The 12733-nt window shown below is 59.3% G+C and carries 11 protein-coding genes; 6 read left to right on the top strand and 5 right to left on the bottom strand.

Translation table 11 applies throughout. The annotated features are described in order from the left end of the window. The first annotated feature begins 259 nt into the window (after positions 1-259). On the top strand, positions 260-1006 hold the full coding sequence (locus tag ACMXYJ_RS24225; protein WP_415757229.1) for a hypothetical protein: 747 nt from the start codon (positions 260-262) through the stop codon (positions 1004-1006). 226 nt (positions 1007-1232) lie between these two features. Continuing rightward, positions 1233-2018 (top strand): sulfite exporter TauE/SafE family protein, encoded by a 786-nt coding sequence (locus ACMXYJ_RS24220; protein WP_046047606.1) that lies wholly within the window; start codon positions 1233-1235, stop codon positions 2016-2018. Positions 2019-2060: 42 nt separating this feature from the next. On the opposite strand, the gene ACMXYJ_RS24215 is transcribed toward ACMXYJ_RS24220, so the two are convergent. Next, the gene (locus ACMXYJ_RS24215; protein ID WP_415757228.1) at positions 2061-2429 is read right to left on the bottom strand and encodes a VOC family protein; all 369 of its coding nucleotides are present in this window, start codon (positions 2427-2429) and stop codon (positions 2061-2063) included. A 179-nt stretch (positions 2430-2608) separates the two neighbouring features. Here ACMXYJ_RS24215 and ACMXYJ_RS24210 point away from each other — a divergent pair, with 179 nt between their 5' ends. Beyond that, the gene (locus ACMXYJ_RS24210; RefSeq protein ID WP_415757227.1) at positions 2609-3172 is read left to right on the top strand and encodes a DUF4174 domain-containing protein; all 564 of its coding nucleotides are present in this window, start codon (positions 2609-2611) and stop codon (positions 3170-3172) included. Positions 3173-3221: 49 nt separating this feature from the next. On the opposite strand, the gene ACMXYJ_RS24205 is transcribed toward ACMXYJ_RS24210, so the two are convergent. Further along, positions 3222-5186, bottom strand: a complete 1965-nt coding sequence (locus ACMXYJ_RS24205; RefSeq protein WP_415757226.1) for an autotransporter outer membrane beta-barrel domain-containing protein — start codon at positions 5184-5186, stop codon at positions 3222-3224. Here ACMXYJ_RS24205 and ACMXYJ_RS24200 point away from each other — a divergent pair. Beyond that, on the top strand, positions 5170-5517 hold the full coding sequence (locus tag ACMXYJ_RS24200; protein WP_415757225.1) for a hypothetical protein: 348 nt from the start codon (positions 5170-5172) through the stop codon (positions 5515-5517). The two genes, ACMXYJ_RS24205 and ACMXYJ_RS24200, sit on opposite strands and share 17 nt — an antisense overlap. Here the strand turns inward: ACMXYJ_RS24200 and ACMXYJ_RS24195 are convergent. Together ACMXYJ_RS24195 and ACMXYJ_RS24190 are read right to left on the bottom strand one after the other, a co-directional pair. After that, positions 5478-9050 carry an ATP-binding protein gene (locus ACMXYJ_RS24195; RefSeq protein ID WP_415757224.1) on the bottom strand — a complete coding sequence of 1191 codons (3573 nt, stop codon included), beginning with the start codon at positions 9048-9050 and terminating at the stop codon, positions 5478-5480. The genes ACMXYJ_RS24200 and ACMXYJ_RS24195 overlap by 40 nt on opposite strands. Positions 9051-9053: 3 nt before the next feature. Next, positions 9054-9677 (bottom strand): response regulator, encoded by a 624-nt coding sequence (locus ACMXYJ_RS24190; protein ID WP_415757223.1) that lies wholly within the window; start codon positions 9675-9677, stop codon positions 9054-9056. Between the two features lie 338 nt (positions 9678-10015). On the opposite strand from ACMXYJ_RS24190, the gene ACMXYJ_RS24185 reads away from it, so the two are divergent. Next, positions 10016-10408, top strand: coding sequence for a DUF6124 family protein (locus ACMXYJ_RS24185; protein WP_415757222.1), 393 nt, complete (start codon positions 10016-10018; stop codon positions 10406-10408). A 90-nt stretch (positions 10409-10498) separates the two neighbouring features. On the opposite strand, the gene ampC is transcribed toward ACMXYJ_RS24185, so the two are convergent. Further along, positions 10499-11659, bottom strand: coding sequence for a class C beta-lactamase (ampC, locus tag ACMXYJ_RS24180; protein ID WP_415757221.1), 1161 nt, complete (start codon positions 11657-11659; stop codon positions 10499-10501). A gap of 141 nt (positions 11660-11800) precedes the next feature. Here ampC and ACMXYJ_RS24175 point away from each other — a divergent pair, with 141 nt between their 5' ends. Then, complete coding sequence (locus ACMXYJ_RS24175; protein ID WP_415757220.1) at positions 11801-12679, top strand: LysR family transcriptional regulator; 879 nt, start codon at positions 11801-11803, stop codon at positions 12677-12679. Positions 12680-12733: the final 54 nt, after the last annotated feature.

The following is a 12733-nucleotide window of genomic DNA, read 5'->3' as shown; positions in this document are numbered from 1 at the left end:
TGTGGCGAGGGGATTTATCCCCTCGCCACAAGGCAACTGCATGATCGCGTGATGTCGGAGGTTTGGTTGGCGGGTCCAGGCGCGTGTACTTCAGTGTGACCATCGGACGCTTCGGTAATCGCACTAATGTGGTGATCCTCTTAACGGTTACCAGCGCTTACGGACCGTCGGCACTGCACTTTTTCAGGATTCACGGCTCTATCCTTGGCCAGCCTGCGGCGAATCCCCACCGCCGGCCCATGCCCAAGTTCAAGAACCCATGGCTCGAGTTTTACCCCGCACCACCCCGTCAATCCGCCGCTATTGCCTGCTGTTGGCCTTGTCTATGCTCGCCGCCTCCGGGTGCAGTCAGCAGCAGGGCAGCGACATCGTCAGCCAGTTTCGTGAAGGTAAACCCCAGGAATTCCTCCAGACCAGCGTCGACCGCATGGCGACCCTGGCGATGCGTGACAACCTCGACAGCCTCTACCTGCTGATGAGCAAGCTCTACCTGCGCAACCCGGACGAGTTGAAAAAATCCGGCTTCCTCGACGCCCGCACCGCCGGCAAGCAAGTGCGCATGGCCATCGAACAGCAACAACCGCTGCCGACCCTGGGTGGCAAAAAAGACCTGGCAGCGCTGAGTTACGCCATGAGCCCGGAGTTTCTCGGCGACCGGGTCGGAGCCTTCATCTATGCCATCGGCAGCATGCTCGTCACCGCCCACGGCAATCGGCTCGAGTTCTACATGACGGATGCGATCAACCCGGTGTTCGTCAGCAACGCCGCCCGCAACATCGAGAAAGCCACCTGGATACTCAGCCAGCGGCAAAACAAGAACGGCGAGCCGTTGCTGTTTTCCAACGAAATATCGGAGGAGGGCAGCAACCTGAGTTTTGCCGTGGAGTTCGGCAAGATCGTCGCGCGGCTGGACCTGCTGACGCAGATGCTGGACGAGCGCTACCGTCGGATCGGTTTGAATTACGCGCAGAGTTTGCTGTTCCTCAACTTCCTGCCCGTGCAATGAACCCGGCCAACTCAGCAAATCCCTGTGGGAGCGAGCTTGCTCGCGATAGCGGTTTAACATTCAGCAATGATGTTGGCTGTAAGTCCGTCATCGCGAGCAAGCTCGCTCCCACAGGGATAGTCCAAGCGCTTAAGGCATAAAGATAGATCGCATCGATATAAGTGGTTATAAGAAAAATCGCTATGCTGCGGACCAGATTTTTCATGCGTTTTTTGTGGGCGTGTTAATGGAATTCGGTAATTTCGGTTTAGTCGTGGCAGGTCTGGTGGTCGGCTTTATTGTCGGGATGACTGGGGTCGGTGGCGGATCATTGATGACCCCCATTCTGTTGTGGTTCGGCGTCAATCCGGCCACCGCAGTGGGGACGGATTTGCTGTACGCGGCGATTACCAAGTCCAGTGGCGTGCTGGTTCATCGAAAGAACAAGAACATCGACTGGGCCATTACCGGTTGGCTGACCCTCGGCAGTGTGCCGGCAGTGGCGCTGACGTTGTGGTTCCTGAGCACCTTGCAAACGTCGCCCGAGGCGATGAACGCGGTCATCAAGCAGGCCTTGGGCTTTGTCCTGTTTGCCACGGCGCTGGCGATTTTCTTCAAGAAGCGCCTGCTCGATTTCGCTCACAAACGCGCGGGCGGTCATTACAACCCCAGCGGCAACCGCTTGAATGCGCTGACCGTGATCACTGGCCTGGTCCTCGGCACCATGGTTGCCCTGACCTCCATCGGCGCTGGCGCCCTGGGCACCGTCGCGTTGTTCATTCTCTATCCGCTGCTGCCGACCCGCCGCCTGGTGGGCACGGAAATCGCGCACGCCGTACCGCTGACCCTCGTGGCCGGCCTCGGCCATGCGAGCATGGGCAACATGGATTGGCACGTGCTGGGTTACTTGCTGATCGGTTCGCTGCCAGGGATTTACCTGGGCAGCCACCTGACGGGCCGTATCTCCGATGAAGTGCTGCGCCCTTGCCTGGCCACGATGCTGGTGCTGATCGGGTACAAACTGGCCTTTTAATCGGGTAGAGGTTCCAGAAACAAACCAGCTTGGCAGGCGCCCTTAGGCCCGAGTCAGAATCTCCAGCAGATGCCCGTCCGGGTCATCGAAATAAACCCGCCGGCCACCGCCGTAATCGTTGATCTCGTTCGGTCGTTGTTTGCCGGGGTCAGCCCACCAGGGCTGCTGTCGGGCTTGCAGGCGGGCGAAGGCCGCATCGAAATCGTCGTCACCGATCAAAAACGCGTAGTGCTGGGAGGCTATCGGCGGGTCATTGTCGTAGAAGTCCAGCGACACACCGTTGTCGAACTTGACGATCAGCATCGGGCCGAAGGGTTCGGGGCAGGGCAGACCGAGGATGTCTGCCAGATAGTTGGCTGATGTCTGCTTGTCGCGACACCAGACGATGGTGTGGTTCAACTGAGCGCTCATGCACAGGTCCTCACGGCGGATCAGGGCTTGGTTGTTGAGCCATGAGATTAGCTCAGCCTGTTGCGCAATGACCGCCCTGACCTAAGCTTGGGGCAAGACGAGACATAATTGCGGGCGTCACCCGGAACGAACGCCGCGATGCGCAATCATTAGAGCGTGGATATCAAAAGGAGATGCGCATGCTCATCAGGTCATTGACCCTGACTACCCTGCTGGCTTTAGCCGGCCCCTTGTTCGCTGCCGATGACGGCTCACCGCTGGATATGGACAAGGGCAGGTCCCGACCATTGATTGTCATCGCTCCCAGCACGGTTGACCCAGTCTGGGTGGGCCTGAAAAAGTCGCTGGACGATCCAGCCAACAAGGAGGGTGTCGCCCAACGCAATATCAGGGTGTACACCGTGCTGAATATGTTCGGTCAGTTCGACGGCAAGGATCTCGGACAACAGGACACCATGGCACTGATCCGCTCGCTGAAACTCGGTGCCGGGGCGTTACCCAAAGTCATCCTGGTGGGCAAGGACGGAGAGAAGAAGTTCGAGAGTTCGGGGGATGAATCAAAATCGGTCAATTTGAAGAAGATTTTCGACACGATCGACGCCCTGCCAGCGACCGAGAAAGAAGCCGCAGCGCCAACGGTCGCGACGCCTGTTGTAGCGGAACCTGCCGCCAAAGGTGCCAAAGGTGTAAAACCGGGCAAACCGGCGAAGCCTGCCAAGCCGCCTGAAATGCCGGATGATTAAACGCAGACTTTTGTAGCAGCTGGCGCAGCCTGCTGCTACAAGTCAGCGTTTACCAGTTGTAGCGATACCCCGCAGTCACTGCCCAAGGCTGCTCGATATCGCTCCCTTTGGTGTAGCCCGCTTCGACGAAGAAGTTATGCCTGTCTGCCGCATTGACCATCACCCCACCACCGATCTCGCCCCGTGAACCCGGCAGGCGGCTGTCCAGTTTTGCCCCGTTGACCTTCACGTGGCTATCGCCGGCATGCTCGGTGAGCCACGTCGCTTTGGCATAGGGTTTCACGGCGATGCCGTTGCCCAGCTCCAGATGGCGCCCGAACATCCCGCCGACACGGCTTTGAACCGAGTTCATCGCATCCTGCTCGACGTTCAAGCCATTGCTGGCGGTGTAGCGCCCCCCACTGATGTGCGCCATTTGCAGTCCCGCCTGAGGTTCGACGAACCAGCCCTGGCCCAAATCAATGTTCTTGCCCATTTGCACATCCGCACTGACCGCGTGGTTCTTGTAGCGCGCCTTGACCTTGTCCCCAAGGTTGCTGGTGATGTCGATTTCGTTATCCAGACGGCTGTATTTCAGTGCGCCATCGATGTGCAGGCCGCTACGGTCCTGGTAGCTGGCATAACCGCCGAGCGTGCGGCTGTCGATCGTGCCTTTGCTGGCCTCGCCGAATTGTTGCCGCCCCTGACCCTTGCCGAGCAAACCACCCACGTACAGCGTGCCGTCGGCGAAAGGCAGGGCTTTGTCGGCACCGATTTCCATGCCGTTGATTTGTTGGTCGAAGGCGCGGCTGGCACCGGTGTCCAAGCGTTGATCGGTGCCGTAGCCGCGAGTCCAGAGACCGCCCTGATCCTTGCCCGAGCGCAGTTCGCCAAAGTGCTGGGCCGTGGCGTTCATCTGGGCGCTGATCAACGCTGCGCTGGCGGCGTGACTGGCCACCGCCGCGTTGGCGCCCTTGCTCAGGGTTTGCGCCTGAGGGACGGGTCTTGGCTGCGCGGGTGTTTCGCCGGGTGAAATTGGTGCGTCTGGTGAGTCTGGTGAGTCTGGTTCATCTGGAGTATCTGGCGTGCTTGGCGTCTCGGTCTCGTCACCCGTATCCGGGTTCTGCGGATCCTGATCCGCCAGATTGGCCAGGTACCAGTCGCTGCCTTGCTGCTGTAACTGGTAGCGATAGGCCCCGGCATCCACGGTGTCGCCGTAGAGTTTGAAGTCGCCGCTGCCACCGTTGCCATTCACCAGCATCAATTTCTGTCGCGCACCACTGGGCGAGTTGCCCGAGTCGGCTACCACCAGGGTGTGGCTGTCGCTGACCGGACCTTGCACCCTGAGCAGATCACCCCGCAGTGCAGCGAGATCGGTGTTCATCAGGAACGTGCCGTTGCCGGTCAGCGGCCCTTTGATCGTCAGAGTATGAAAACCGTTGACGGCCGGATCGGCAAACGCGACCTGGCCGTCGACATGGCTCGCACCGCCCAGAATCGCATCGCCCTTGAGTTGCAGGAAACCGCCCGAATTGATCGTCGTGTCGCTGGCATCGGCGCGGTCACCCAGCACCATCACGCCGCCCTGATTGACGGTGGTGAAGTGCACATGAGTGCCCGCCACGCTTTCCATCAAACCGCCCTGATTGACCACGGTGTCGATCGCCGACGCGTTATCGTTGACCGACAGCTCGCCGCCACCATTGACCGTCGTGCGGTCGGCGTTACCGTTTTGATAGACGGTCATAAGGCTGTTGCTGACGCGAGTGTTCTCGGCGGTGGCATCGGTATACACCCACATTCTGCCGCCCTGGAGTTGGGTCTCGCTGACCACGGCGTTTTGCGCCACGTCCAGGTCACCGCCCTGGACGGTGGTGCGACGTGCCGTGGCTGAACCGACGACGACCATGTTGCCGTTTTCGAGGACGGAGCCGAATGACGATCCAGAGTCATCGAGATGCAGCCAGCCATTGTTGTTGATCCTGATGGCGGATGCGGTCCCTGCGTCCAGGATGTGGATGAATCCGAAGCTCACGGTGCTGTTGCTCAGGGAACCCCCTGTGCCGACCGAGAACGTGCTGCCATCATTCACCACGACGTTTGATTGCGATGTCGTCAGGCAGTCAATCTGGTCGCAGCTGGCTGCGATTGCTGAAGCAGGTACGCAACCGAGCATCAATAACGCGCCGGACACCGAAACTGGAGAGAACCGCACACCAAACGTAAACATGATCATCCGCCGACTGCAGGAAATTGAGGCGCAGATTCTCCGTAGGCGAGGGGGGTGGGTAACGCGGGTGTTTCCTAACTTTTTGTGGGAAGCGTCCTACACGCAGGCGTTGATGCTGGTTCGAATGCTCTCCTGAAGACGCTTCATTTGCAGGACGAAGGTCTCATGCAACAGGCTCAATTCGTTTCCCGCAACGGCATTTTCGCAACCCTGTTCAAGTTGCTCGCAAGCGCTGATCAATGACGCCGCGTGGATGATCCGCGCACTGCCGAGGATCTTGTGGCAACGGCTGCCCATGGCCGCGAAATCGCCCGCCGCGTACTGCGCTTGCATGGCGTCGAAATCTTCCTGATTGGTGCGCAGCACGGTGGTCAGCAATTGTCGGGTCATCGCCGCGTCGCCGGCCGTGATGTCGCTGATTTTGGACAGGTCGAAGCACGGGGCGGCGGCCTGTTGCGTCTGTTCGACCTGGCGAAGATAGCGCTCAAGTGTGGTTCGGGTAACGGGCTTGAACAGGCAATCGTTCATGCCGGCGTCCAGGCAACGCTGGATTTCCTGGGGCTGGGCGTTGGCTGTCAATCCGACCACATGGGTGGGTTGGCGACCTTCGTTGGCCTCCAGCGTTCTTAACTGTCGGGTCATCTGATCACCATTCATCTGCGGCATGTTGCAGTCGGTGATCACGTAGTCGAAGTCTTCCTGAGCCCACCACCGCAAGCCCTCCAGGCCATTCTCGGCGCAGGTCACGCGCATGCCCAAGGCCTCGAGTTGCCGCTGCAATACCACTCGATTGAACTCGTGATCCTCGACGATCAGGATGTTGCGCTCAGGCAATGGCGCAAGGTGCCCGGCATCGACCGAGGGCAGCGCTTCGTCGCCCGCAACCCTTGCAACGTCCAGCTCCAGGGTGAAGCACGAGCCTCGTCCCGGTTCGCTGACACAGGTCAGTCGCCCGCCCATCAATTGCGTTAATTGCTGACAGATCGCCAGGCCCAGACCGCTGCCTGCCTGCAGCTCGGTGTCGCTGGAATCGAACTGCGTGTATGGCTGAAATAGCCGCTGGCGTTGCTGCTCGTCCATGCCGATGCCGGTGTCCAATACCTCCAGGCGCAGATGGGCGAGATCGTCATCAGGCTCAAGCATCAGCTCAACGGTGACGCTGCCCTTGGGGGTGAACTTGATCGCGTTGCTGATCAGGTTCGAGACAATCTGCCGGAACCGCAGGGAATCCATTTCCACTGTGCAGTCGGTCCCGTGAAGCACGAATGCCAGCGCCACGTTTTTCTGCCGGGCAAGGCTGGCGAAACTCTGGATCACGGTGTTGACCAACCGCTCGGGATGGCAGGTGCCGGTACGCAGTTCGAACTTGCCGGACTCGATTTTCGACAGGTCGAGGATCTCGCCTATCAGTTCCATCATGCCGCCGGCCGACTTCTGGGCGATGTCGATCAGTTCAGCGTCGGGACGTTTGTCACGCATCAATTCCAGAACACCGATCAAGGCACTCATGGGCGTGCGGATTTCATGGCTCATCACCGCCAGGAAATGACTTTTGCCGCGATTGGCCGCTTCTGCCAGATCCTTGGCCTGATGCAGTGCGTGCTGCAAATGCTGTTGTTCGGTGAGATCGATCCAGCCGCCGATGACGCCGGTCATGGTGCCGTCGGAATCGCGATAGGGCAGGGCCCAGTGGTAAATGTGATACGTCTTGCCGTTGACGGTCATGGCGAAGTTGTCGAAGGACGGCTCGCCGCTGGCAAGGGTCGCCTGATGAATTCGCTCGTAGCGGTAGGCGTCTTCGGGGGCGAGGATGTTCGCCTCGATCAAGCCTTTGCCCTGCACCTGATCAAGTTCGATTTCCATCACTTGCAGATAGGCTCGGTTGCACGTCAGCAGCAAGCCCTGGCGATCACGCACATAGATCGGGTGCGGCGTGCCATCCACCAGCACCTTCATGAACACCAGTTGGTCGTTCAAGGCTTTTTGCGCTTTTTGGCGTTCGGCGATCTGCCGGCGCAAGCCCAGGTTCCAGGCCAGAATCGCCAGCACCACCCCCAACAACCCCAGCACCGCTTTGTAGAACCAGCTTTTGTAGGCGTTCCAGCCGCCCTCGCTTTCCTGCGGGTTTTGCCAGCGATTGGCCAGGTCGCTGAACTCGTCGGGCGGGATGTCGAGCAGGGCCTTGTTGAGGATCGAGATCAGTTCGCCGTTCTGGTGCCCGGTGGCGAAGCTGATCAGCGCGGGTTGGGAGCCAATCACCGAATCGATTTGCAGACGGCCGCGGAAAAAGCGGTCAATCAGGTAAGCGGCGCCCAATTGCGGCTGGATGACACCGTCGACCCGTCCCTCAGCGAGCAATTCATAGGTCTCGATCGGCGCATCGACTTCCACCTGTCGAATGTCCGGCCACTCACGCTCCAGCCAGTTGGCGGCGGCAGAGTCTTTGATGATCGCCACGCGCAGGCCCTTCATGCCCGTGAGGCCTGCATGTTCGGTCTGGGCCCGGGTGACCAGTACAAAGGGGTTGACCACGTAGGGTCGGGAGAACACCAGGCTGGCTTCGCGGCGCTCGCCGTAAGTCAGCGCGCCGATGATGCTGGCGGGGTCCCGTTGCGCACGGCTGACCATGGCGTCGATGGAGGTGATTCTGCTCGGCTGGAACACCAGGCCGGTGCGGTCGTTGATCAGCTCCAGCAGATCGGCTGCCATGCCACGCAGCTGGTCGTCGGCGTTGAAAAAACTGAAGGGCGAGTACAGGTCGCTGGCCAGGACGTCGATGCGGGGATGATCCTTGATCCATTGTTGCTCGGCCGCGGTCAGTTGCAGGCGGCTGTAACCCAGTTTCGGATTGGCACCGATGCCCCAGCGCCGGGCCATCACGGAGCGCTCCTGGGGTGAAATGTTCGACAGGCCGCTGTTGAGCAGGGTCCGCAACTGACTGTCCTGACGTTGCACGGCGAAGCTGAACCCCAGCCCTTCGGAATCGCGCTGAATCGTCTGTTTCAGGCTCTGCTGATAACTGCGTTCCACCAGGTACTGCGCGGAAATCGCATCGGTCAGCAGCACCATGCCTTCGCCATAGGCGACCAGGCCAAGGCCGTGTTCAGTGGAAGGCACCGATTCCACTTGCATCCGGGGGAACAGTGCCGCCACACGCTCCTGCGCTATCCAGTCGGGATCGAACAGCACTGTGGTGCCGGCCGGCGGTTGATCGTTGGGCCAACGAGTACCGAATTTGCTGATCAATACCGCCTGATCGTAGGCATAGGGCGCACTGAGCAGTAGATCTGCATGCTTCGGTTCCAGGTGATTGATACGCGGAATCAGATCGACTTCGCCCTGTTGCAGAGCTGCCAGGGCCTGTTCCTGGCTGGCGTAACCGTTGATCTGCAGGCGCACGCCCAACCCTCGCGCCAGCACATCAAGGTAATCGGCGGAAAGGCCTTCGTAATCCTGTTGATTGGCGGTCATGTCCAGCGGTGGCCGGTCGGGCAAGTACACGCCGACACGCAACACAGCCTTGTGCGCGAGCCATTGGCGCTGCTCGGTCGTGAGCGTCAGCGCCACACTGCTATCAGCCGCGCGACTGAGCAGCAAAAGCGGTTCGGCGGATGCCTGCAAGGACAGAAGCATCAGCACGCCCAACAGAACTCGACAGATCGCAGTCATGATTCAGACCAGGTCGTTACGCTTGGCGAACTCGATCAGTTCCAGCAGCGTGGAAGCATTGAGCTTTTGCATCAGACGGGTTTTATAGGTGCTGACAGTTTTGTTGCTCAGCAGCATGTCGTCGGCGATTTGCTTGTTGCTTTTGCCCAGCGCCAGACCGTGCAGCACCTTGAGTTCTCGCCGGGTGATGGCGCTCAGCAACTGCGCATCGTTCTGGGCGAAATCGCTTTTACGCACCGAGTCGAACGTGCTGACGGGAAACCAGGTCTTGCCGCTGGCGACGGCTTTGAGGGCGGTGACGATTTCCACTGGATCATCGATTTTTGACAGAAAGGCCGACGCCCCGGCGCGCAGGCATTGCGCCGCATAGGCCTGGCTTTTCAGCCCCGTGTGCACCAGGACCCGAGCCGGACTGCCACCGATGCGCAACCGGTCGATGACGGCCATGCCATCGAGCTGCGGAATGTCCAGGTCGAGCACGATGGCATCGGGCTTGAGCTCGAACGCCTTGTTGAGGGCATCCACGCCGTTGTCGCACTCGCCGACGATCTCATGGCCTTCGCGAGCCAGAATCATCCCGATCGCCATGCGCACCACCGCGTGATCATCGACCAACAGCACTCTCATCGATCAGCCCTCATGCCCTGATTCAGCATAGTCCCTGAGCCAAAAGCGGTTTGGAGGGGCGGATGCGTGGCGGGGTGGGTTAAAAAGGGCGCGATCGTACCGGGTTTGGGCAGCGATGTAATGGTTACCCCATTGAAATCGACAGCTGCTACAAAAAGAAGCGTATTTCTGGGGGAGATGCATTGGTTTCTATTGGTCTCGGAAGTTTCCTGCAAGTCCTGTCGGTCTTGATGAACTGGTTTCTGTCAGAGCGCACCGCTAGCCTTCGTCAGCCACCGCAAAAACGCGGTAGGACGTGGGAATCCGCGAGACTGAGGGATCCAGGGACGAAAACACCAATGGCACAAAAAGGAGCCTCATCTGTGAAAAAGATCAGCAAGCATCAACCGCAAACCCCAAACGACGCCGATCATCTCGACCCCGCGGAGCCGTGTGAAACCGCAAAAGGCGCAGTCACCCAAAGCCCCGGGCGTACCGTCACGACCCAGCAGATTTACACTCTTGCTCCTGGCGTCGACACACTAACCCTGCTAAATCAGGCCTGCGAAAACCTTGCCTCCCTGAATGTCCTGATTGCGAATTTTGTCGGGAAACTGGAAGGCTCGAACCGCAAGGTGCTGCTGTCGATTCAGCACTTGGCGGCGATCACCGAGTTGTTGGTGAATCAGGCGCGGGAAAATCTTTATCCGAGAAGCGATGCACCTGACGCTCAGTCGCCGACTCGGCATTGAGCTGACGCAGTAACGACAATGGGCGACCTCAAAGGGGTCACCCATTTTGTTTGCTTGCTCGACAGCTGCTACGAGATTTGTGTTTCTTGGCTACTTGGCCAGTGCACTCAATATCGTATGAGCAATCTTGATCCGCTCAGGGTTCGGGTAGTTTTTGTTGGCCAGGATCACGATGCCGATGTCTTTCGATGGCACATACGCCACGTAGGCACCGAAGCCGCCCGTTGAACCGGTTTTATTGATCAGCACGCTTTCCGGTTGAGGTTGCGGCGGGGTCAGCCACTGGACTTCGTGAGCCTCCATCGTCATCTGCGTCGAGTTACCCGCCAACAATTTATCGAGGGTGACCGGGTAGTGGTAGAACTCCCAACCCAGCCCCTGAGTCATCTCGCCCACCTTGTAGTAACCGGTATGCGTCGTGGCGATTGCTCGTTGCATCGGGTCTTCGAGGCTGGCCGGCTTCATGTTCGCTTCAACATAACGAATCAGGTCCGCCGCGCTGGTTTTCACGCCATAAGCCTCCGAACCAAGTGCCCCCGGCCCGACTCGCACCGGTTTGCCTTCCTTGTTGTAACCCTGAGCGTAAAGACCCATTTGAGCCTGCGGCACTGAGAGGTAGGTGTGTTTCAGCCCGAGTTTCGGCAGCAGGGTTTTTTCCATCACGTCATCAAACGGCGCGCCCATGCTTTTGGCTGCCAGATAACCGAACAACCCCAGGCTCGGGTTCGAATACTGCCGATGGGTGCCCGCCGCATAGGTCGGTTTCCACTGCTGGAAATATCCGAGCATCTTGTCCGGTGCATCGGCATCGTCGGGGAATTGCAGCGGCAGGCCACCGGCGCTGTAAGTGCCCAGTTGCAGCACGCTGATGTTATCGAACGCGCTGCCACGCAGTTCCGGCAGCACGCTGCTGGCCTTGTCCGACAGGGACAGTTTGCCGGTGGCCTGAGCGTAGGCGGCGAGGGTCGCGGTGAAGGTTTTGCTCACCGAACCGATCTCGAACAGGGTGTCTTCCGTGACGGCTTTGCCGTTCTCCTTCGAGGCCACGCCGTAGTTAAAGTAATGAGGTTGGCCGTTGATGGTAATCGCAATTGCGACACCGGGGATCTGCTGTTGCTGCATCACCGGTTCGATGGCGGCCTTCACGATGGCTTCAATACGGTCATCAGCAACGCAATGACCGGCGCTGAGGAAAAGTGCGAAAGCGCTGTAGGACGCGAGTTTGTTCTGCATGATGTATTCACTTTCCATGAGTTCAAGAGTGTTAACCGCTACACTCCGAGCGGCTTTTCAATCCGGGGTGCTGATGGGCGAGCCAAATCTATGCAGTCTGCCGAGGTTCGACAACCGATGATATTTCGGACGAGCCATTAGAAAAATTTGGGAGTGGGCATGATCCGGCCTCAATTACCGCTCAATGCATTGCGTGCCTTCGAGGCCTCCGCCCGGCATTTGAGTTTCACCCGGGCGGCCGTTGAGTTGTGCGTCACACAGGCGGCGGTGAGCCATCAGGTCAAGAGCCTGGAGTCTCAACTTGGCGTGACCCTGTTCAAGCGCTTGCCCCGCGGGCTGATGCTGACCAGCGAGGGCGAAACCCTGCTGCCGGTGCTGCGCGAATCTTTCGACCGTATTGCGCGCACCCTTGAGCTATTCGAGGGCGGACATTTTCGTGAGGTATTGACGGTCGGCGCGGTGGGGACGTTCGCGGTGGGCTGGTTGTTGCCACGATTGACCGACTTCCAGGCGAAACATCCGTTCATAGATGTGCGCCTGTCGACCCATAACAATCGAGTGGATGTGGCGGCTGAAGGGCTGGATTACGCGATTCGTTTTGGCGCGGGGGCGTGGCATGGCATTGAAGCGGTGAGGCTGATCGAGGCACCGTTATCGGTGTTGTGTGTGCCAGAGATTGCCCGGCAACTGAAAACACCGACAGACCTGTTGCAGCAAACGCTGTTGCGTTCCTATCGCACAGACGAGTGGCCTGAATGGTTCCAGGCCACCGGCCTATCGACCCACACAGCGTCGCCCCGAAGCATCGTCTTCGACTCATCGCTGGCGATGATGGAGGCCGCGCTGCAAGGAGCGGGGGTGGCCTTGGCGCCGCCGCTGATGTTCGGCCGGCAACTGGCGACGGGTGCAATAGAGCAACCGTTCGCCATCGGGATCACCACCGGCAGTTACTGGCTGACCCGTTTGCAGTCACGCCCTGAAACGTCGGCGATGGCGGCGTTCAAGGGCTGGCTGCTGCAAGCGGCACAGATGGTTTAGCGAATGCCATTCCTGTGGGAGCGAGCTCGCTCCCACAGGTACTGCGGTGTTTTT

Source organism: Pseudomonas arabinosi, from assembly GCF_047758675.1.
GTDB lineage: Bacteria > Pseudomonadota > Gammaproteobacteria > Pseudomonadales > Pseudomonadaceae > Aquipseudomonas > Aquipseudomonas arabinosi.
Note: the sequence above shows the minus strand (reverse complement) of the source record. Positions and strands in the feature narration are given on the sequence as shown.

Bases quoted from the DNA above. Each gene is read 5' to 3' on its own strand.
- ACMXYJ_RS24225 (WP_415757229.1), top strand. From the start codon at position 260: ATGGCTCGAGTTTTACCCCGCACCACCCCGTCAATCCGCCGCTATTGC.
- ACMXYJ_RS24220 (WP_046047606.1), top strand. From the start codon at position 1,233: ATGGAATTCGGTAATTTCGGTTTAGTCGTGGCAGGTCTGGTGGTCGGC.
- ACMXYJ_RS24215 (WP_415757228.1), bottom strand. From the start codon at position 2,429: ATGAGCGCTCAGTTGAACCACACCATCGTCTGGTGTCGCGACAAGCAG.
- ACMXYJ_RS24210 (WP_415757227.1), top strand. From the start codon at position 2,609: ATGCTCATCAGGTCATTGACCCTGACTACCCTGCTGGCTTTAGCCGGC.
- ACMXYJ_RS24200 (WP_415757225.1), top strand. From the start codon at position 5,170: ATGAATCCGAAGCTCACGGTGCTGTTGCTCAGGGAACCCCCTGTGCCG.
- ACMXYJ_RS24195 (WP_415757224.1), bottom strand. From the start codon at position 9,050: ATGACTGCGATCTGTCGAGTTCTGTTGGGCGTGCTGATGCTTCTGTCC.
- ACMXYJ_RS24190 (WP_415757223.1), bottom strand. From the start codon at position 9,677: ATGAGAGTGCTGTTGGTCGATGATCACGCGGTGGTGCGCATGGCGATC.
- ACMXYJ_RS24185 (WP_415757222.1), top strand. From the start codon at position 10,016: ATGGCACAAAAAGGAGCCTCATCTGTGAAAAAGATCAGCAAGCATCAA.
- ampC (WP_415757221.1), bottom strand. From the start codon at position 11,659: ATGGAAAGTGAATACATCATGCAGAACAAACTCGCGTCCTACAGCGCT.
- ACMXYJ_RS24175 (WP_415757220.1), top strand. From the start codon at position 11,801: ATGATCCGGCCTCAATTACCGCTCAATGCATTGCGTGCCTTCGAGGCC.